Here is a 20,736-nt window from a genome sequence, read left to right as displayed (position 1 = left end):
AGATTATCCTCAGTCCCGCATTTCGGTCTGGCGTTCGACGGGGTCGATCAGCACGGCTTTCTGCTGGCGCACCAACAGGTCGAGAATTTCATCCTGGCGCTCGCCGAGGATGCCGGTGAAGCTGATGCCGCTGGATTTGGTCGGTGCGAGCATGGACACGCGATACAACTCGACGCTCAGCGGCGAGTCGATGGACAGCGGGCCGCTGCCGTTGGCCGCCAGCTCACCGCCGACCACGATCAGCGACACCTGGGCATCGAACGGGTCGAGCTTGATGTCACGGTCGGTGTTGCTCAGGTCCTTGATGTGGCCGTAGACGCCGGTCAGGCCGTTGGCCATGGCGACGTTTTCGTACAGGCGAATGTTCACGCTGTTACGAATGCGGATGCCGTGGCGCTTGTTGCTCAACACGCGGTTGCCCCACAGCAGGTTGTCGGCACTCTCGTAGAGGGTGATGCCGTCGGTGTGGTTCTGGTAGATCTCGTTGTGGGCAATCAGGTTATTCACGCTGTTACGGTCGATCACCAGCCCCGAGAGGTGGTTGTCGTAGCTGCGGTTGTTGAAGATGAAGCTGTCGTTGACCTCACGGGAAATAATGATCCCGTGCTTCTTCTTCGTTCCATACACCGTGTTGTCGGCAATGATCAGACCATGGGAACGGTCGTGCGGGTCAATGCCGTAGACGATGTTGTCTTTGTAGGTGTTGCCCTTGACCACGAAGTCGCGGGTTTCATAGCAGTAGAAGCCGTACCACATGTCCGAGAATTCGGAGCCGACGATCCAGCCGGTCGGTTCAGGGCGCTTGAGCACCTTGGCCATGTTCGGCGTGTACTGGGAAATACTCACGCCGTAGGACTTACTGTTGGCGTAGCCGAAACTGGCGATCTTGCTGTTGGCGATGTAGGTCTCGGTGCCGCCCCAGGACAGCAGGAACGGACGGAATTCCTTCGGCGAGTTGAACGTCGCCGGGCCGTTGTCCTTCTCCCGCCAGCCAGTGATTTTGGTATCGCGAACGAACAGCTGGCCGTCGTTGACCAGGAACGCACCAGCCTCCTGGGACAGGCGCAGTTCCTGGGTCTGCTTGTCGATTTCCAGGATGCCGTGACGACCGACCACGATCGGCAACTTCGCCAGGTACACACCTGGCGAGGTTTCGCTGAAGTATTGCTTGGGGACCTTTTTCGCCAGGTCCTTGAGGTTCATGTAGCCATCGTCGACGAAGATCGCCTGGGGAATGCCGTGCTGACGCACCACCCACTCGGCCATCTTGTTGTCGCCACCGATGAAGTCCTTGAGGGCGTCTTCCTGCATCATCCGGCGCAGGCTGATCTTGCCCGGTTTGCTGCGCACGATCTTCGCGGCGATGGCTTCGGCTGTGTAGCCGGAAACGTCCGGCAGTTTCGGCTTGGCCAGTTCCAGCGGAGCGGTCGGTGCACTGCTGACGGTGTAGGTCTTGGCCTGTTGCAGTTCCTTGGCGATGGTTACCGGCTTCGCCGGATCCACTTTGGCCGGCTCTACATTGGCGAAGCCAGTCGCACTGGCCAGCAGCATCGCGCCGGCCAACAGGCTGATCGAGCCTTTTCGGGCTGGATGATTCATCTGGGAGACTCCCTTCGCAATGTGCATCAGAAGCGCCAGATCACGTCGATGAACGCGCGGTGCATGTACGAATCGACTTCCTTGCCGTACGCATCGCCCGGCTTGAACACGCCGCCACGGAAGCGCACCAGGGCCGAAGGTTCATCGATCGCCTGACTCATCGACGCCGGCAACAGGCCTTGCTTGAAGTACTTGGTGACTACCAGGTCCATTTCCTGACCGAGGTCTTTTTCGCCATCGTTCAGCGGCAGCGAAGTGCTGGAGAGGATCGCGCCGGTGACGTCGTCGGTGTTGTTCTGCACGGCGTTGATGCCATTGCTGCCGACCGGCTTGTTACCGTCGACACGCCAGAACTTGTGGTAGATCAGGCTGGCGTCGTATTCGTCGTTGAGCATCCACGAACCGAACAGGGTGGCGCTCTGCATGTTGTTCATTTCGCCACGGAAGGCTTCGCCGAAACGGTGCACGCGCGAGCGGGTGCCGGTGTAGTTCGAGCGGTTGCTTTCCAGGCCGTTCTGTTCGTAATCGGCGCTGGCGCGGGCGTAGGCGGCACCGACTTGCCATTGCGGATCAAGGCGCAGGCGCACACCGACATCGGTGGCCCAGCCGCTGAGGTCTTCACCGCGCTTGGCTTCGGCCGGCGCCGTGCCATCGGCATTCAGCGGGTTGACCTTGTCGATGTCACCGCTCATGCCGGTGATGCTGCCCCAGTAATTGACCGTGTTGGTGTTGCGCCAGTTGTAGGCGTCGCTGTCGGCGGTCAGGCCGAGCCAGCTGATGTCGCCGTTCTGTTTCTTGTCCAGCGAATCCGTCGGCACACCCGGCTCCGGGTAGTCGAGCTTGCCGTTGTCATGGGTGTGGTGACCGCGAATGCCGACCCAGTTGCCAGGTGTCCACTGGTACGCGGCATCGGCGTAGGCGTGCAGGCGATCCTTGTCTTGCGGCGACAGTTCCTTGAGGTCGGTGCGGTATTCGCTGAAGCGTTCGGCGATACCGGCGTTGGCGCGCAGCAGGGTGGTGTCGAAGGTCCAGTTCAGGGCTTCGATGTTGGTGTCGCGCCATTGGCCGTCGTCGTTGCGCAGGCGCTGGCGACCAAGTTTCAGGATCTCGCCGGGGTAGGGCGTGAAGCCGCTGTAGCCGACCCAGAACTCACGCATGGCCAGGTAGTTTTTCTTGGTCTGGCGATCATTGTTGTCAGTGTTCTCGGCACCATCGGATTGTTGCAGGGTGTCGGTCTCGATGATGTCGGTGGACGTCACCGCCTGACCCATGGCGTAGGCGCTCCACGCGCCGCTTTCGCCGTAGACCCATGGACGCAGGTCGAGGCCGACGCCGTTGACGTCGCCGCCAGGTGCGGTGCCGAGGTCGCGGTCGTCTTCGGACTGGCCGGTGATTTTCACGTCCAGGCCGAAGTTCTTGGTTTCTTCAGTCATCGCAGCAAGCGTCGGGCAAGACCAGATCAGCGCGAATGTCAGGCCGATTCCGGCCTTCATGAATGGATTCAACTTCATTGGGATTCCTCGCCATCTTCTTGCAGGGCATGCAGTTCCGGCGTGTTCGGGCTCAGTGCACCGCGCACGGCCTGTTCTTGTTTCAACAGGCGTTGGGCTTCGGCCAACCGGTCGGGCGGCAATTGCGTTTGGATTGTTTGCGCAAGCTCGGTGGCTTGCGGAGTGTTCTGGGCCAGGGCCAGTTGGCTGAAGACGTACGCGTTCAGCGGGTCAGGCTTGGTGCCCTTGCCTTGGGAAAACAGTTGGGCAATGGCGAAATCAGCGCTGTTCTGGCCGTTGCGCGCAGCGGTCAACAGATGGTCGAGTGCCTTCTGCGGATAGACCTTGCCCAGGTAGCCACGGCGATAGATCTGGCCGAGGTAGTAATCGGCAGCGACTTCGCGGCCGACGGCTTTCTGGAAGTGCGCTTCGGCGACCTTGGCGTCGGCCGGCACCAGTTTGCCTTCGAAGTAGAGTTTGCCCAGCAACAGTTCGGCGCGTGGCTGGTCGGCGGCGCGGCCGTTGTCCAGGTACTTCATCATCTGGTCGACGTCGCCCAGTTCCGGGAAGTCGTAGAGCAATTGCGCGAGGGTGACCCACGACGCCGGGTAGCCCGGTGCGATCGGTTCGAGCAGCGACTGCGCGGTTTTCTCGTCGGTCTTGCCCAGGGACGCGTCGGCGAGCACGCGGGCGACGCTGTCGACGCGCTGCGCCGAAACGGTGCCTTGGGCGTGCGCCGCTTGCATCTGCTTGATCAGCTCGGCCTGTTGCTCTGGCTTGGCCTGTTTCTGATAGACCGTGGCCAGTTCGACGTAGCAGATGTCGCTGGTGTTGAGCGCAGCCTTGCAGATCTTTTCCACGTCATCCAGATGCTGGTCGTAGGTGCCCTGGGTGCGATAGAGCAGCACTTGCGCCAGACCGGCTTCCGGTTTGTTCTCGGCACGCCATTGGCTGATCTGCTGCTGGGCATTCACGTTGGGGAAGCTGTGGGGGTATTGCAGGTACAGCATCGCCAACGGGATCAGCGTGTTGCCTTCGCCTGCCGCAGCGGCTTTTTTCAACAGGGTTTCGGCTTCGTGTTGTTCCGCTTCGGTGGAGCCGGGCTTGGCCACCAGCAGACGACCGAGGCGTGCCTGGGCGCGGGGCGAAACGCTGGCCGCGGCGCGGTAAGTCGCCTCGGCCTGTTTCATCTGCGCCGGGTCACGGCTGTCGACCTGGATATCGGCCAGGCCGACCTGTGCTTCGCTGTAGCCCAGGTCTGCCAGTTGCCGGTAGTTCGCCGCAGCGGTGGCGGTATCGCCACGTTTGAGCGCTTCGTTGGCCAGGCGCTGGTCGGGCAGGCCGGCGCAACCGGCCAGGCTCACCGCCAATGCCACTGCACACAGCGAGCCCATGTGGGAGCGGGCTTGCTCGCGAAAGCGGTGTGTCAGCAAGCATTGATTCTGAATGTTCAACCGCATTCGCGAGCAAGCCCGCTCCCACAGGGGATGTGGTGTGTTCAGAAAATTTGGAGTAGTCACAGGCATGTCCTCGACTTAAAGACCGACAGCCATGGCTTTGTCGATCAGCCAGTTCAGGTTCGGGCCACGGTCGCTGTTCACTTCCACCGGGCGGCCGGCGAGGGAGCTGTCCAGGGTTTCGTCCGGCTGGATCAGCACGCGGATGTCCGAAGACAGATCGGCGCTTTTCAGGCTGGTGCTGCTGACGATCTTGCCGGTGCGGCTCTTGTCCTCGCCGGCGATCTGGAAGCGCACCGAAGTACCCGGGCGCACGTCGCTGAACTGGCGATAGGAGAAGCGCGCTTCAACATTGGCTTCGCCGCCCCGCGGGACCAGTTGGAAGATCACGTCGCCCTTGCTGGCGTACTGACCGTTGGCGACCATTTGCTGGGCCACGGTGCAGTCGCAAGGCGAGGTCAGGGTGCCGGTCATCTGCTTGCCGAACAGTTCCGCAACCTTGGCCGGTTGCAGTTGGTCTTCGTCCAGATGGCCCTTGAGCACGTCGAGCATGCTGGTGCTGAAGGTCGCCAGCGGTGCGCCCTTGGCAGCCACGCCGTCGGCTTTCACCAGGCTCTGTACGGTGCCGTCGCGGGGCATGGTGATGTTCACGCCCGGCACGCTGACCAGACCGGCCTGGGCGTGGCTGACGAAGTACATGCCGTACACCGATTTGAAAACAAAACCGAAAGCAGCCAGACCGACAACGAAGATCCCCAGGCTGAAGGTCACGGCTTTCATGCGGCCGAACGCGGTCATGCCGTGGCCGCCGTCCTTCAGCTTGCGCGCCTTGGTGAAGTTGTCGCGCTGCAGGGTCGCCAGCATTTCACCCACGCTGACGATGTCGCCGGCCAGGTGCGAAGTGATCAGGTGGCGCAGGGTCGAGATGTCCCGTGGTTCCAGGTTCTGGAACTGGCAGCCGGCGCGTCCGGTCTCGCGATCGAAGGAGCGGACCTGCAATTCGACGTCCATGGCCAGGCCGAGGTTGTCGATGAGGAATTGCAGGCGGGCCTTGTACACGTCACCGATTTTCAGCGGCAATTGACCGGCGTTGAATGCCAGGCCACCGGCGGACAGGTCGATCACCCGGGCTTCGACCGGTGTCCGGTCGGGGCCGAAGAAACGCAGCTTGGCCGGGATTTTCACGCGGGCGTGTTGGCGCTGGGCTTCGGATTCATGCACTACGTTGGCGTTGACGGCGGTATTCATAGGGGGCGTTTTCCTAGTTAATTCAGGCGAGTTCGGTCAGACCATCAACAGCAGCACGGCGACAAAAATGCTGCCGGCAGAGAAGGTCATGGTCCGAGACGACCAGGTGTTGAACCAACGTTGAAAGCTGGCGAGATCACGGGTCAGAGAAGTGGGCTGGCGGGTCCAGGACTGTTGGTCGAGGCGGAAGAACACGTAGATCTTCACCAGCGCGCCGACGATCTGGTTGTAATAGAGAATCGCCGGGTAGGCCGGGCCGATCCGGTGTCCGGAGCACGACAGCAACAAGGTCAGGATGAACCGGGTGATGCCGATCCATAGCAGGTACACCAGGATGAACGCGGTGCCATACTTGAAGCTGGCAATCAACGCCACGGTCAGGCCCAGCAGCGAGGTCCACATCGACACGCGCTGGTCGAACAGCACTACCGAAGTGAACACACCGAGGCGTTTGATCCCCAGGCCCAGGGCACGGGAGTTCTGCCGCAGGTTGTTGCCGTACCAGCGGAACATCAGTTTGCGGCTGGCCTTGATGAAGCTCTTTTCCGGCGGGTGTTCAACAGTGTTGATCGCGGCGTCCGGCACGTAGAACGTGTCGTAGCCCAGGCGCATCAGGCTGAACCAGCTCGACTTGTCATCGCCGGTAAGGAACTTGAAGCGACCCAGGCGCCAGTGTTGCAGCGAGTCGCTTTCCACATCGGCGATGAAGTCCGGGTTGGTGACCACGGTGGCGCGGAACACCGACATGCGGCCGGTCATGGTCAGCACGCGCTTGGACAAGGCCATCGAGCACATGTTGATGTGGCGCTGGGCAAAACGCAGCTTGTGCCATTCGCTCATGATGTAGCCGCCGCGCACTTCACAGAACTCGTTGGTGGTCAGGCCACCGACGTTGCCGAACATCTGGAACCACGGCACGGTCTTGAGTACCACGCCTTCGGCCAGCACGGTGTCGCCATCGATCACTGCGACCACGGCGCGATCATCCGGCAGGTGTCGGGAGATGGCGCGGAAGCCGTAGGCCAGGCCATCGCGCTTGCCGGTACCGGGAATGCGCACGAAGTCGAGTTTCACCCGGGCCGGAGGGTTCATCCGGTTCCACAGGCTCTTCACCAACAGTTCGTCGGACATCTCCACGATGGAGCAGACCACGGTGGTCGGCAGGCCGCAGTCGATGGCTTCGCGGATCACCGAGCTGTAGACCTGCGCGGTGGTCAGGGCGTCGATGCGGAAACTGGTGACCATCAGGAACACGTGGGACGGGTCAGCCGCTTTGCCCAGCTTGCGCACTTTGCGCCGCAGGTACGGGTAGACGATGTACAGAAAAATCATGCCGCGCACAAAGTGAGTGGCACCCATCGAATAGCGCCAGATACCCACGGCGCCAATCAGGAAAATGAAGTCCTTCGACTCGGAGTCGAACGTGGACACGGGCAACGCCATGGCGAGGCCCATCAGTAAACTCAGGTAGAACAGCCAACCGGCGGCCTGGAGTAGGCCGTGCTTTAGCCTGTGCATAATCTGCATCCGTCTCGATCTCGGGCGAGCCTTTGGGGTGGCCCGATGGGGTTTTGGCAGGCGTAGAAAGCAGCCCGTAGGAGCTGCCGCAGGCTGCGATCCAGGGACCTTTGGCGCCCGTGAAGGCGCCAAAGGATCGCAGGCTTCGCCAGCTCCTACGGAACCGTGGTTACCAGCAAATGCCTTCAGTACGGGCAGTTGTGCTGGTGGCCTTGGACATGAAGCCCACCAGGTCGATCACCTGCTTGCCGTGTGGAACTTCCTGCACCAGGGCGCGGAATTTCTCGTCACGGTTACCGAGGATGATCACGTCGGAGTTGTTGATCACCGCGTCGAAATCGGAGTTCAGCAAGGACGAGACGTGAGGGATCTTCGACTCGATGTAGTCCTTGTTGGCACCGTGAACGCGGGCGTACTCGACGTTGCTGTCGTAGATGCTCAGGTCGTAACCCTTGCCGATCAGCATTTCCGCCAGGTCGACCAGCGGGCTTTCGCGCAGATCGTCGGTGCCGGCCTTGAAGCTCAGGCCCAGCAGGGCGACTTTGCGTTTGTCGTGGCTGGAGACGATGTCGAATGCGTTCTGCACCTGGGATTCGTTGCTGCGCATCAGCGAGTTGAGCAACGGGGCTTCCACGTCCAGGGAACCGGCGCGGTAGGTCAGGGCACGCACGTCTTTTGGCAGGCACGAGCCGCCGAAGGCGAAGCCTGGGCGCATGTAGTACTGGGACAGGTTAAGGGTCTTGTCCTGGCAGACCACGTCCATCACTTCGCGACCGTCGACGCCGACCGCCTTGGCGATGTTGCCGATTTCGTTGGCGAAGGTGACCTTGGTAGCGTGCCACACGTTGCAGGTGTACTTGATCATCTCGGCGACCGCGATGTCCTTGCGGATGATCGGTGCGTCGAGCTCTTCGTACAGCGATTGCAGAACGTCGCCGGACGCCTTGTCGAACTCGCCGATGACGGTCATTGGCGGTTGATCGTAGTCGGCGATGGCGGTGCTCTCGCGCAGGAACTCTGGGTTCACGGCCACGCCGAAATCAACGCCGGCCTTTTTGCCGGAGCAGTCTTCGAGAATCGGGATGACCACGTTGGCCACGGTGCCCGGCAACACGGTGCTGCGTACGACGATGGTGTGGCGGGTGGTCTTGTCACGCAGGACAAAACCGATTTCGCGGCACACTGCCTCGATGTAGTTCAGCTCCAGGTCGCCGTTCTTCTTGCTCGGCGTGCCCACGCAGATCATCGACAGGTCGGTGTCGCGAATCGCCTCGGCGAAGTTGGTGGTGCCACGCAGACGACCTGTCTGGATGCCTTGGGCCAGAAGTTCGCCCAGGCCCGGTTCAACGATCGGCGATTTGCCGGCATTGATCATATCGATCTTGTCTTTGGCCACATCGACGCCAACGACGTCATGGCCCCGTGCAGACAGGCAACCGGCACATACTGCGCCGACGTAACCCAAACCAAAAATGCTGATGCGCATCGCAATTACCTCTCTGTTATCAAGCCTGTATACATCAAGCCATTAGATGGCCGGAGTTAATGGTGTTCAGCGTGTTTTAGTGCACTCGCAAGTGTGCCTTACAGGCACAACGATGCCCTGTGCTGGCATATAAGTTACGAGTGTCTAAATAAATGCACTCAAAGTGTGCGCAACTAGGCCTTGTTGTTATGATTTGCCCTGTTATGCAGCCGACCCTCCTGTCAGAAGGATTCGGGTGCAACGGCCTTGCACGCTCGATGTCAGGCTGAAAGCCCGTGGATCAAGCGGTTTGGTGCTCGGGTGAGCACGTTTATAGGGGCGCTGTCGTGGCCTTGTAGGGGATAGTCATACCGCGTTATCTCCTGTCCGATTGCTGTTGTCCAAATCAGTGATTAGTCAGCGCAAGTTTGTATTACAACTTCGCTACAAGAATCGCTTATCTGCGTAAGTTATCTCGTACACGCTCGGAGAGAATCGTTACGGGTGGTATGAGCGGCGCGTTTGGACATAGTTCCAGTCCGCTCATCGCGAAACCTGAAATTTTTTGAAATATTGAGAAAGATGGCACTGCTCTCAAATTGATAGCACTTGCCGTTTCGCCCTTTATATATAGGCGGCTCATCGGATGGGATATTTTTTTGCCACTACTGTTAAAAAAAGTCAGTGCCACTACGCAAAAAAATGATTGAAGTCGAGTGAAACTAAAGTTAGAAAACCGGTCGGTATTTTTCTGGCGCCATAAAAATGGCGAAAAGGCGGGGAAGGCTGAAGTGAGTCAAGGGTCGGCGCAGGAAGGTTTGTGGAGGTCGTGCGCCGACCGGATGCATCACTCTGGTGCGTGATCGCGCAGAAACACCAGATTGTCCGGCTTGGACTGTTCGGCGCTGTAGCGATAGCCCTGAACGTCGAACTGCTTGAGGGTGGCAGGGTCGTTGATGCGTTCTTCGATGACGAAGCGGCTCATCAAGCCGCGGGCCTTTTTCGCGTAGAAACTGATGATCTTGTACTGGCCGTTCTTCAGGTCCTTGAATTCGGTATTGATGATGCGCGCGTTCAAGGCATTGCGTTTGACCGCCGAGAAGTACTCGTTGGACGCCAGGTTGAGCAGCACGTCATCGCCCTGGTCGACCAGGGCTTCGTTCAGCCATTCGCTGATGCGCGTGCCCCAGAAGGCATACAGGTCCTTGCCCCGGGCGTTGGCCAGCCTGGTGCCCATTTCCAGGCGATAGGGTTGCATCAGGTCCAGCGGACGCAGCAGGCCATAGAGGCCCGAGAGCATGCGCAGGTGTTTTTGGGCGAAATCGAAATCGGCTTCGTTGAGGGATTGCGCATTCATGCCGGTGTACACATCGCCCTTGAAGGCCAGCAGCGCCTGCTTGGCGTTTTCCGGGGTGAACGCGGGCGTCCAGCTGCCGAAACGCGCGGCGTTGAGCCCGCCGATCTTGTCGGAGACGTGCATCAACTCGCTGATTTGCGCGGGCGTCAACTCGCGCAATTGCAGGATCAACTCCTGGGAGTGGTCGAGGTACTGCGGCTGGGTGAAGCGCTGGGTCGCCGGCGGTGTTTCATAGTCGAGGGTCTTGGCGGGTGAAATCACCATCAGCATGAAGTCGTCTCCTTTAATCGTGGCGGCGATTCTAGGGGGTTGTCCTCGTTGACTCCAGCTATCGCGTCCATAGGTGATGGCCGGTGGCTGTGCACAAAGCCCTGTGGGAGCGAGCTTGCTCGCGATAGCGGTCTGACATTCGGAAAAGATGTTCGCTGATGCACCGTCATCGCGAGCAAGCTCGCTCCCACAGGAGATTGGGGTTGCTGCGGGAATGAGGGCCGCGATCAGCTATAGTGCCGCGCGGGTTTTGTTATGGAGACATCCCATTGCGTATCGCTTTTCTCATCTCGATCTGGTTACTGAGCTTCGGCGCTATCGCGACACCGGGCGAGGTGGCGACGCTTGATCGCAGCACCTGGCCGGAAAAACTCGGCAACCCGACGCTGTTCGACGTGGCGTCCAGGGCCGAGATCCTCATGTTTTCCAGTGTCCTGTTGGCCAGCGAGGCGCTGGATGAGCCCGCCCTGGCCCAGCGCCTGGGCCTGCGCACGATCAATCTGGAGTCGGTCAACCGGGTTCGCCAGCGCATGTGGCAACGGCTGCTGACCAACTACAACTTCGCCCAACAGAGCTGCGACCAGGATGCCTCCTTCTGTTTTCTGGTCGAAGACATGCCCACTTTGCGTGAGCAGGCCGCCAAGTTCCAGGTCGGCGCAGACAGCTACTACATCAAATGGGCCGAGCCGAGCCGTGTGTTCCACACCCAGTACCTGGACGAGCAGTTGCGCAAGGCCGCCTTGTTCCCGCAAACCAGCAGCGAAGTCGATCATTTTGGCGACTATGAGCGCAGTGGCGACGGGATGCATGACCGGCTGTTTCTGCTGACCTTCGACAGCGCCGCCAACGCTGCGCCGGATAACACCGCCTGGGTCACCGAGTACCTGCGCAAGTCGAACCTGAGCGGGACGTTCTTCGTTCTTGGCAAGGACATCCAGGCGCGCTTGGCCGAGCATTCGGTGAGTAGCCTGCAAGCGACCTACTCGAGTCAGTGCATCGGCGTACAAGGCTGGGAGTTCCGTTCCCACAGCCACTGGCAGGACTGGCAGGACTCGGTGCGCCGCAGCGCCGAACTGGTCAAGAGCAAGCTGCCGGAGAACTACGTGCCCCTGTTCCGTCCGCCCGATGGCCAGCGCCGCTCCGATGCCGAAGGTTTCTTCAAGGCTCAGGGGTTGCAGGTAGCGTTGTGGGACATCGATGCCCAGGACGGTGCAGGCAAACTCAAGGGCAACCCGAGTGCGCAACGGGTGCTGACCCTGATGCTGCTGTGGCGGCACGGGGTGATCAATTTCAATGTGAAACAGGATGCAGTGAAAACGGCGTTGCCGTGGCTGGTCACGCAAACGGCGCCTGTCGGGATCGGCTGGGAGGATTGCCAGGATGCGTTTCGCTGAAAATGACAAAACCCCGTAAACATTGGGTTTTTGGCAATTCTGGAAGGGGATTCGTTGCAGGTGGACTTCCGACTTTAAACGGGTGATGGCAGTCCGCCAAGTGCTATTGGTCAATCTGCAAAATAAACTTCAAAAAAGCGTCAAAGTACTTTTTTCTGTCACACGTTTTGGAGTATTACGAAGACAGACCGCCGAAACCTGCAACACAGGTGGCGTCTTCCAAGACCCCGCATGTATGCAGAACACTTGAGTCCCCGCAGGTGTATTCGGCAGTCACTTCGAGGCGCAGCACCGTCAAGGTATTGCGTCGAATGGCTCCCACAAAGGTGACCGAGTATGGATGATCACGGACGTAGCTCTTCTTCCAACCAGCCAATCCTTTATGTACTCGATACCAACGTATTGATTCACGATCCAAACGCGCTGCTTAACTTCGAAGAACACCACGTCGCGATCCCGATGACCGTGCTTGAAGAGCTCGACAAGCTCAAGAGCGGGCATCACAGCGTAGCCGCCGAATGCCGCCAGGCCATCCGCCTGATCGACAAGACTCTGGGCGATGCCTCACCCGAGGATGTCGAGCAGGGTGTGCCGATCCAGCGTGGCAAAAGCGGACCCAAGGGTTTGCTGTCAATTCTGATGAGCAAGCATGCCGAGCCGAACCTGATTCTGCCCGAGCACCTGAATGACAACAAAATCATCAACCAACTGATCGACCTGCACGCGCGCGACCCGAAGAAGCCCGTGGTGCTGGTCACCAAAGACATCAACATGCGCCTCAAAGCGCGGGCCTGCGGGATCGCGGCCGAGGACTACAGCACCGACCAACTGGTCGATGACGTGTCCTTGCTGCCCAACGGCTACCACAACATGACCGGCTCTTTCTGGGACCGCGTGAGCAAGGTCGAAACCCGTCAGGACCACGGCCGCACCTGGCATCAGGTGCAATTGATCGACAACCTGCCGGCGGTGCACATCAACGAGTTCATCATTGATGAACAGGGCTTTGTCGGCTGGATCAAGGAGATTGAAGAAGACCGCTTGCTGATTCTCGACCTGCACCAGGAACCGCTGCTGCACCAGGAAGCCTGGGGCCTCAAGCCGCGTGATATCTATCAGAGCCTGGCGCTGTACGCCTTGCTCGATCCGGACATCCACCTGGTCAACCTGTCGGGTGCCGCGGGCTCGGGTAAAACCATCCTGGCGCTGGCCGCTGCGATCGAGCAGACCATGGTCAGCAAACGTTATCGCCGCATCATCGCCACCCGCAGCGTGCAGGGCCTGGACCAGGAAATCGGCTTTCTGCCCGGCACCGAAGCGGAAAAAATGGAGCCGTGGCTGGGCGCCATCACCGACAACCTCGAAGCCTTGCACATGGATGACGAAAGCACCCATGGCAGCGTCGACTACATCCTCAGCAAAGTGCCGTTGCAGTTCAAATCCCTCAACTACATCCGGGGCCGCAGCTTCCAGCAGAGCCTGATTTTGATCGACGAATGCCAGAACCTCACGCCGCACCAGATGAAAACCATCATCACCCGTGCCGGCGCCGGTTCCAAAGTGGTGTGCCTGGGCAACCTGGCACAGATCGACACCCCTTACCTGTCCGCGACCAGCTCCGGGCTGACCTACCTCACTGAACGCTTCAAGGACTTCCCGAACGGGGTGCACATCACCTTGCAAGGGGTACCACGTTCGATCCTGGCCGAATACGCCGAATCGCATTTGTAACTGTCCACCGAAACCGGGCGGCCCAACAGCCGCCCGGTTTTTCTGCCCGACACAAAATCCCCTGTGGGAGCGGGCTTGCTCGCGAAAGCGGTGGATCAGTCACCCATGCATCGACTGACCCACCGCTTTCGCGAGCAAGCCCGCTCCCACATCGGTTTGTGGTGGGCCGACAATCGTGCGTGCGAAAAATTGACCCGCAGGTTTACAATCGATGCTCCTGATCAGGAGTAATCCCGTGCTGACTCATCTCGATTCCCAAGGCCGCGCCAACATGGTCGACGTCACTGAAAAAGCCGTGACGTTCCGTGAGGCGACGGCCCAAGCGCTGGTGCGCATGCTGCCCGAAACCCTGCGGATGATCGTCAGCGGCGGTCACCCCAAGGGTGATGTGTTTGCCGTGGCGCGCATTGCCGGCATTCAGGCGGCGAAAAAAACCAGCGATCTGATTCCCCTGTGCCATCCGCTGATGCTGACCGGAGTCAAGGTCGAACTGAGTGCCGAAGGCGACGATTCGGTGCGCATCGTGGCGCGCTGCAAGCTGTCCGGGCAGACCGGCGTCGAGATGGAGGCCCTGACCGCCGCCAGCGTCGCCGCGCTGACGATCTACGACATGTGCAAGGCCGTGGACCGTGGCATGACCATCGAAAGCGTGCGTCTGCTGGAGAAGGTCGGCGGCAAGAGCGGACATTTCCAGGCGGAGCAGCCATGAACGTGACCGTGAAGTTTTTTGCCCGTTATCGTGAAGCGTTGGGTCTGGACTCGGTGAAAGTGGAGGGCAACTTCGCCACCGTCGACGACGTCCGCGCACTGTTGGCCCAACGTGACGGTGCCGAGGTGCTGACCGAGCAAAACCTGATGTGCGCCCGCAACGAAGACCTGTGCCAGCTCGACGAGCCGGTCAGCGAGGGCGATGAAGTGGCGTTCTTTCCGACTGTGACCGGAGGCTGAGCCATGGCCATTCGCGTGCAGTCCACAGCGTTCGATCCGGGTGCTGAAGTCAACGCCATGCACGACGCCAATGTCGGCGTGGGTGCAGTGGTGAGTTTTGTCGGTTACGTGCGCGACTTCAATGACGGCCTGGACGTCGCCGGGATGTTCCTCGAACATTATCCGGGCATGACCGAAAAGGCCCTCGGCAAGATCGCCATCGAGGCTGAACAGCGCTGGCCCTTGCTCAAGCTGGAAGTGTTGCACCGTATTGGCGCCCTGGAACCGGGCGAGCCGATTGTCTTCGTTGGCGCGGCCAGTGCCCATCGTCAGGCGGCATTCGACGCCTGCGCCTTTGTCATGGATTACCTGAAAACCCGTGCGCCGTTCTGGAAGAAAGAAAACACCAGTGACGGGCCGCGTTGGGTTGAGGGGCGTGACAGTGATCATGCGGCGGCGGATCGCTGGAAGCAGTAACTCCTGCGGCGTTCTCAAGTCAGCCTTCGCGAGCAAGCCCGCTCCCACAGGGTTCTGTGTCGTACACAAAATCTGTGTTCAACCAGATCCACTGTGGGAGCGGCGGTGCGGCGATCCGACTTGCTCGCGAATGGGCCATCTGACTCACCCAATACCTTGCAGAACCACCACCCGACCATCGGCCGGCACGGTCTGCATTTGCCCGATTGACGACCAATACATAAAAGTCCAAGATGGAATTATAAGTACAAAAAAGGTTTCCACCCGTTTCAGCTTTTTCTTCCGTCTTGCCAAACCAACAACAACCGCGAGAAAACGAACATGAAGAAGTTCCCCCTCATCACCGGTCTGGCCCTGAGCCTGTTGGCGTGCAGCTCAGTGTTCGCCGCCGAGAAAACCCTGCGCATCGGTATCGAAGCGGCGTATCCACCGTTCGCCTCGAAAACCGACAAAGGCGAAATCGTCGGTTTCGACTATGACATCGGCAACGCCCTGTGCGCGCAGATGAAGGCCAAGTGTGTGTGGGTCGAAGGCGAGTTCGACGGTCTGATTCCTTCCCTGAAGGTGAAGAAAATCGACATGGCGCTGTCGTCCATGACCATCAATGAAGACCGCAAGAAGTCGGTGGACTTTACTCACAAGTACTATTTCACTTCGTCGCGTCTGGTGATGAAGGATGGCGCGGTGGTGGATGACCAGTACGCCAGCCTCAAGGGCAAGACTGTCGGTGTGCAGCGCGCCACCACCACCGACCGTTACGCCACCGAGGTGTTCGAACCCAAGGGCATCAACGTCAAGCGCTACAGCAACAACGAAGAAATCTACATGGACCTGGCAGCCGGCCGCCTTGACGCGATTTTTGCCGACACCATTCCACTCAATGACTTCCTGTCGATGCCCCGTGGCAAGGGCTACGCCTTTGTCGGGCCGGAGCTGAAAGACTCGAAGTATGTGGGCGAGGGTGCCGGGATCGCAGTGCGCAAGGGCAATACCGAGTTGGTCAGCGAGCTGAACACGGCCATTGATGGCATTCGTGCCAGTGGTGAGTACCAGAAGATTTCGGACAAGTACTTCAAGTCGGATATCTACGGCGACTGATCTATAGCTTTCGCGAGCAAGCCCGCTCCCACATTTGATCTCCATAAGACGAAGATCCAGTGTGGGAGCGGGCTTGCTCGCGAAGAGGCCAGATCAGACAGCACAAGCTTCAGGGCCTAGCCCTTCAATTCCTTCAAATGCTTGTACACCGTCGCCCGGCCCATGTTCAGCACATTGGCCACATAGTTCGACGCGCTTTTGCCTTTGAACGCGCCTTCGGCGTGCAACGCCAGCACCAGTTCCCGCTTGTGGTCGCGAGTCAGCAGATTCAGGCTCAACTGACGTTCGCGCAGCCAGGCGTGGAGGAAGGTGTTGATCCGCTCCTGCCAGTCATCGCGGAACAGTGCATCCGGTTGCGGGATCAGCTTGGTCGGCGACAGGAACAGGTCCAGGGCGGCCTTGGCATTCTCGAACAGCGAAATATTCAGGTTGATGCACAGCACCGCCAGCGGACGACCTTCGCTGTCCCGTAGCACGGTGCTGAGGCTGCGAATCTTCTGACCATCCCAATTGAGCTTTTCGTACGGCCCGATGTTTCGTTCGCTGACATCGTCACTGAGCATGTCTTCCAGCGCCGAGTCGTCGCCGATTTCCCGCTTGGACAGGTTGTTGGCGATGTAGTCGACCTTTTGCGTGCGCAGGTCGTGCAGCACCACTTCGGCGTGGGGAAAGAACAGCGTGGCGATGGCATCGGCGATCGCCCGGTAGTTATCCAGCGACGCAGTGTTCGGGGCCGAGTCTTTTTCGGGGGCGTTCATACAGTGGAACTCCAGGCAGCGTCAGCGCCCCGTCAAAGGGGCGCTGAAAGTGTGCCGTAATCGTGTGGACACGTCACCTGAGGATCAGGATCAGCCGAGGCGGGCGGGGGAGAGCATTTCGGCACTCAGGCCGAAGCGGCCAAGCGACTCGGGCAATGCTGCGCCGCGCACCAGTGCCGCGCTGGCCTGGCCCATGGCAGGTGAAGTCTGGATGCCATAACCGCCTTGTGCCGCGACCCAGAACAGCCCCGGCACCTGTGGATCGAAGCCGGACAGCAAGTCGCCGTCGCTGACGAAGCTGCGCAGGCCGGCCCAGGTCCGGGTTGGGCGGCGAATGGTCAGGGTGGTGGCTTCTTCGATCTGGTAGATGCCCATGGCAATGTCCAGTTCTTCAGGCTGCACGTCGTGGGGGGCCACCGGGTCGGCGTTGGCCGGTGAGCCGAGGAACATCCCGGCGTCGGGTTTCATGTAGAAGGATTCGTCGAGGCTGACCAGCATCGGCCAATGGTGGATGTCCACGCCTTCGGGGCCGGCGAAGATGAACGCGGCACGGCGTTTTGGTTGCAGCCCAAGTGGCTTCGCGCCGGCCAGTTCGCCGATCTTGTCGGCCCAGGCGCCGGCGGCGTTGATGATGATCGGCGCGCTGAAGGTCTGGCTGCCGGTCTGGACGTGCCATGTACCTTGGTCGTCGCGGTTCAGGCTGACGACTTCGCTGTCGGTATGCACCTCGCCCTGATTGCGGCGGATGCCGCGCAAGTAGCCCTGGTGCAGGGCGTCGGTGTCGATGTCGCTGGCGGTCGGGTCGTAGATGGCGCCGTGGACTTTTTCCCGGCGCAGGATCGGCACCAGCGCGCAGGCCTCGTCGACGCCGAGCAATTGCATCTGCGGCACCGTGGTTTTTGCGCTCTGGTATTGCCTGTTCAGTTCTTCCGGGTCACCGGTCAAGTCCACAGTCATTTCGCCCCGCGGGGTCAGCAGCGGGTGTTCGCAGAAACCGCTGGGCGGGTTGTCGAAAAAGTCCCGGCTGGCCAGGGTCAACGCCCGCACTTGCGGGGTGCCGTAGGCTGCGGTGTACAGCGCAGCCGAACGGCCGGTGGAGTGATAGGCCGGATGGGATTCGCGTTCGAGCACAATAACGCGGCCGTGCTGCGACAGCCAGAAACCCGTGGAAGCGCCGGCAATCCCGCCGCCGATGATGATGAAATCTGCCTGGCTCATGAACGTCTCCTTTAGAGCGCAAATGCCAATGAAGTCGGTGCCTTTGTGGGAGCGAACTTGCTCGCGATGGCGGTGTATCAGTCAACATCATTTCTGAATGACAGATAGCTATCGCGAGCAAGCTCGCTCCCACAGGTGACTGTTGGTGTTAGTGCGTGAGGCGATAGATCGCATTGGCCAGCGCAATGTCTTCCAGGCCCAGGCCGATGGAGCGGAAAAACACATGGCGATCGTAATCGGGGCGCAGGACTTTTTCGCTGAGAAGGTCGGGCAGGTCGCCGACAATCGCGCCCTTGTCCCAGCCGTGCCGTTCGGCGGCAATCAGCATTTCACCGGCCGAGCCCGGGGTGGTCAGGCGATAGTCGCAGAACACCTGCATGTTGTTGAGGCTTTGCGGCGGCACTTCGTGGGCACGCGGCGCGTTGGTGCTGATGGAGGTGATCAGCGCCGGTTTGCGCAAGCTCGATGGATCGATCACCGGACCGGCGGACGAGGTGCAGAGCATGATCACGTCGGCGTCCTGAACGGCAGCTTCGCGGCTGTCGACGATGTTCAGGCGTGGCTCGATGTTTTTCAGCAGGCTCACGGTTTCAGCGTCTTCGCTCAAGCTCGGCGAGTACAGGCTGATGCTCTGCCAGTCGCGCAGGCCTTTCACGTAGTGCAGGTGCGCCTGAGCCACTTTGCCGCTGCCGATGATGGCCAGGCGATTGGTTGTGAGCGGCGCGAGGGCATCGACCGCTACGGCGGTGGTCGCAGCGGTGCGTGCCGTGGTCAGTTCGCCGGCATCGCACAGCAGCAGCGGTTGGCCGGTTTGCATCGACATCAACAGCGTCCACGCCGTCACCAATGGCCCCTGTTCGCGGACGATGTAGGGCGAAGTCTTGATCCCGTACACACCGTCTTCGGCCAACACGCCCAGGTAGTTGATGAAATCGCCGGCGCCCTGTGGAAACTCCACCAATTGCTGTGCCGGTTGTACGGCCTGCCCGGCGGCCAGGTCGCGGAACAGTTTGCGCAGGATCTGCGGCACATCGACCTGCGTCAGTAGCTCGCGAGCCTGGGCTTGGGGGATCACTTGGGGCGTGCTGGACATGGTCGGCTCCGGAGCTGGAAGTAAACTAATTTGTCCATTATGGACTTTTAGATATCTGTCGCAATATCCAGGCGAAAAAAAAGCGCAGTCCGTTTCCGGCTGCGCTTGTCTTTTCAGCGTCGTTTAATGGGGACGCTTGCGTTCAACCGCCCGCAACAGATGCGTCGGTGGCGTTTCACAGCTGATCTTGCGGCCCAGCAGTTCTTCGATGGACGGTAGCTGGTAGGAGTCGTCTTCACCGGCAAAGCTGATGGACACGCCGTCGGCACCGGCGCGCCCGGTACGCCCGATGCGGTGCACGTAGTCGTCCGGCACTTCCGGCAGGGTGAAGTTGATCACATGACTGATGCCGTCGATGTGGATGCCGCGACCGGCCACGTCGGTGGCGACCAGTACGCGGATCTTGCCTTCGCGGAAGCCTTCGAGGGTCTTGATGCGCTTGTGCTGCGGCACGTCGCCGGACAATTGCGCGGCGTTGATGCCGTCACGCACCAGGCGTTCTTCGATGCGCCGCACTTCATCCTTGCGGTTGGCGAACACGATGACCCGCTCCCAACCGTTGTCGTTGACCAGGTTGTAGAGCAGTTTGTATTTGTCGGCACCGGCCACCGCGTAGATGTGCTGCTCGACGTTTTCGCTGGCCACGTTCTGCGACTCGATCTCGACGATCGACGGGTCGGTGGTCCATTGCTTGGCCAGGTTCATCACGTCTTCGGTGAAGGTCGCGGAGAACAGCAGCGTCTGACGCTCGGACTTCGGCGGCGTCTGGCGAATGATCTGGCGCACTTGCGGGATGAAGCCCATGTCGAGCATGCGGTCGGCTTCGTCCAGCACCATTACTTCGACCATGTCCAGATGCACGTCGCCGCGCTGGTTGAAGTCCAGCAGGCGGCCCGGCGTGGCCACGAGGATGTCGCAGTGGCGGGCTTCGAGGTGCTTGAGCTGCTTGTCGAAGTCCATGCCACCGACGAACGTCATGACGTTGAGGCCGGTGTACTTGGTCAGGTCGGCGGCGTCCTTGGCGATCTGCACCACCAGTTCGCGGGTCGGCGCGATGATCAGTGCCCGTGGCTCACCCATGTAGCGCTCTTTCGGCGGCGGGGTTTGCAGCAACTGGGTGATGATCGAGATCAGGAACGCCGCGGTCTTGCCGGTACCGGTCTGGGCGCGGCCGATGGCGTCTTTGCCGGCGAGGGTGAAGCCCAGTACCTGGGCCTGGATCGGCGTGCAATACGGGAAGCCCAGGTCCTGGATGGCGTGCATCAGTTCAGGGGCCAGCTTGAAATCGTGGAAGCGGGTCTTGCCTTCCTGGGGCTCGACGACGAAGTCTTCGAGTTTCCATGGAATGACCGGTGCCTTTGGCTTGGGTTCGCGGCGTGGTCTGGCGGGTTTCGGCGTTTCGCTGAGCGGCTGCTCCTGGGCTGTTGTCGCCACAGGCAGGTCAGCCATTGCGGTCTTCGGCTCATGCTTGGGTGCCGCCGTGGCGGTGGCTCGTTCAGACTGAATACCGTCGGTGCGGTGGCCGGGAGCGTGAGACGCAGGGCTGGGAACTGGCGCGAGTTGCTCAGTCTCGCTTTTACCGAACATTTTCTTGAGTGCTTTGAGCACGGTCATCTCATCAATTGATTAAGGAATG

Annotated in this window: 17 protein-coding genes; 6 read left to right on the top strand and 11 right to left on the bottom strand. The window is 60.2% G+C overall.

The window, feature by feature from the left end; translation table 11 throughout:
- Positions 1-9: 9 nt before the first annotated feature.
- From algG to yaaA, 7 genes are all read right to left on the bottom strand, one after another.
- Entirely contained in the window at positions 10-1,599 is a 1,590-nt protein-coding gene (algG, locus tag AC07W4_RS08115; protein WP_495032094.1) for a mannuronan 5-epimerase AlgG, read from the bottom strand.
- A 26-nt stretch (positions 1,600-1,625) separates the two neighbouring features.
- Positions 1,626-3,110 carry an alginate export family protein gene (locus AC07W4_RS08110; protein WP_495032093.1) on the bottom strand — a complete coding sequence of 495 codons (1,485 nt, stop codon included), beginning with the start codon at positions 3,108-3,110 and terminating at the stop codon, positions 1,626-1,628.
- A complete protein-coding gene (algK, locus tag AC07W4_RS08105; RefSeq protein ID WP_495032092.1) occupies positions 3,107-4,609 on the bottom strand; it encodes an alginate biosynthesis TPR repeat lipoprotein AlgK in 1,503 nt (500 codons plus the stop codon). Before algK ends, AC07W4_RS08110 begins: the two co-directional genes overlap by 4 nt.
- Before the next feature lie 15 nt (positions 4,610-4,624).
- The gene (locus AC07W4_RS08100) at positions 4,625-5,794 is read right to left on the bottom strand and encodes a PilZ domain-containing protein (RefSeq protein WP_495032091.1); all 1,170 of its coding nucleotides are present in this window, start codon (positions 5,792-5,794) and stop codon (positions 4,625-4,627) included.
- Between the two features lie 36 nt (positions 5,795-5,830).
- On the bottom strand, positions 5,831-7,312 hold the full coding sequence (alg8, locus tag AC07W4_RS08095) for a mannuronan synthase (protein WP_371918241.1): 1,482 nt from the start codon (positions 7,310-7,312) through the stop codon (positions 5,831-5,833).
- A gap of 169 nt (positions 7,313-7,481) precedes the next feature.
- Complete coding sequence (locus AC07W4_RS08090; RefSeq protein WP_008050141.1) at positions 7,482-8,798, bottom strand: nucleotide sugar dehydrogenase; 1,317 nt, start codon at positions 8,796-8,798, stop codon at positions 7,482-7,484.
- An 826-nt stretch (positions 8,799-9,624) separates the two neighbouring features.
- A complete protein-coding gene (yaaA, locus tag AC07W4_RS08085) occupies positions 9,625-10,404 on the bottom strand; it encodes a peroxide stress protein YaaA (RefSeq protein ID WP_495032090.1) in 780 nt (259 codons plus the stop codon).
- Positions 10,405-10,673: 269 nt separating this feature from the next.
- On the opposite strand from yaaA, the gene AC07W4_RS08080 reads away from it, so the two are divergent.
- The 6 genes from AC07W4_RS08080 to AC07W4_RS08055 all read left to right on the top strand — a co-directional run bounded on the left by AC07W4_RS08080 (position 10,674) and on the right by AC07W4_RS08055 (position 16,031).
- Positions 10,674-11,798, top strand: coding sequence for a polysaccharide deacetylase family protein (locus AC07W4_RS08080; RefSeq protein ID WP_495032089.1), 1,125 nt, complete (start codon positions 10,674-10,676; stop codon positions 11,796-11,798).
- A gap of 336 nt (positions 11,799-12,134) precedes the next feature.
- The gene (locus AC07W4_RS08075; RefSeq protein WP_008050144.1) at positions 12,135-13,529 is read left to right on the top strand and encodes a PhoH family protein; all 1,395 of its coding nucleotides are present in this window, start codon (positions 12,135-12,137) and stop codon (positions 13,527-13,529) included.
- A gap of 235 nt (positions 13,530-13,764) precedes the next feature.
- Positions 13,765-14,238 carry a cyclic pyranopterin monophosphate synthase MoaC gene (gene moaC / locus AC07W4_RS08070; protein WP_085724104.1) on the top strand — a complete coding sequence of 158 codons (474 nt, stop codon included), beginning with the start codon at positions 13,765-13,767 and terminating at the stop codon, positions 14,236-14,238.
- Positions 14,235-14,477: a molybdopterin converting factor subunit 1 gene (moaD, locus tag AC07W4_RS08065; RefSeq protein WP_008050148.1), complete on the top strand. Its 243-nt coding sequence runs from the start codon at positions 14,235-14,237 to the stop codon at positions 14,475-14,477. Before moaC ends, moaD begins: the two co-directional genes overlap by 4 nt.
- Before the next feature lie 3 nt (positions 14,478-14,480).
- A complete protein-coding gene (gene moaE, locus AC07W4_RS08060; protein WP_007989960.1) occupies positions 14,481-14,933 on the top strand; it encodes a molybdopterin synthase catalytic subunit MoaE in 453 nt (150 codons plus the stop codon).
- Between the two features lie 321 nt (positions 14,934-15,254).
- On the top strand, positions 15,255-16,031 hold the full coding sequence (locus AC07W4_RS08055) for an ABC transporter substrate-binding protein (RefSeq protein WP_495032088.1): 777 nt from the start codon (positions 15,255-15,257) through the stop codon (positions 16,029-16,031).
- Between the two features lie 116 nt (positions 16,032-16,147).
- Here AC07W4_RS08055 and AC07W4_RS08050 read toward each other — a convergent pair whose 3' ends face one another.
- The 4 genes from AC07W4_RS08050 to rhlB all read right to left on the bottom strand — a co-directional run bounded on the left by AC07W4_RS08050 (position 16,148) and on the right by rhlB (position 20,714).
- A complete protein-coding gene (locus AC07W4_RS08050; RefSeq protein WP_008050155.1) occupies positions 16,148-16,789 on the bottom strand; it encodes a helix-turn-helix transcriptional regulator in 642 nt (213 codons plus the stop codon).
- Positions 16,790-16,879: 90 nt separating this feature from the next.
- On the bottom strand, positions 16,880-18,007 hold the full coding sequence (locus AC07W4_RS08045) for an NAD(P)/FAD-dependent oxidoreductase (protein WP_495032087.1): 1,128 nt from the start codon (positions 18,005-18,007) through the stop codon (positions 16,880-16,882).
- Positions 18,008-18,155: 148 nt separating this feature from the next.
- Positions 18,156-19,100 (bottom strand): ornithine cyclodeaminase family protein, encoded by a 945-nt coding sequence (locus tag AC07W4_RS08040; protein WP_495032086.1) that lies wholly within the window; start codon positions 19,098-19,100, stop codon positions 18,156-18,158.
- A 123-nt stretch (positions 19,101-19,223) separates the two neighbouring features.
- Entirely contained in the window at positions 19,224-20,714 is a 1,491-nt protein-coding gene (rhlB, locus tag AC07W4_RS08035) for an ATP-dependent RNA helicase RhlB (protein WP_495032085.1), read from the bottom strand.
- Positions 20,715-20,736: the final 22 nt, after the last annotated feature.

Source organism: Pseudomonas sp. GW821-FHT02A08 (assembly GCF_059422045.1).
Note: the sequence above shows the minus strand (reverse complement) of the source record. Positions and strands in the feature narration are given on the sequence as shown.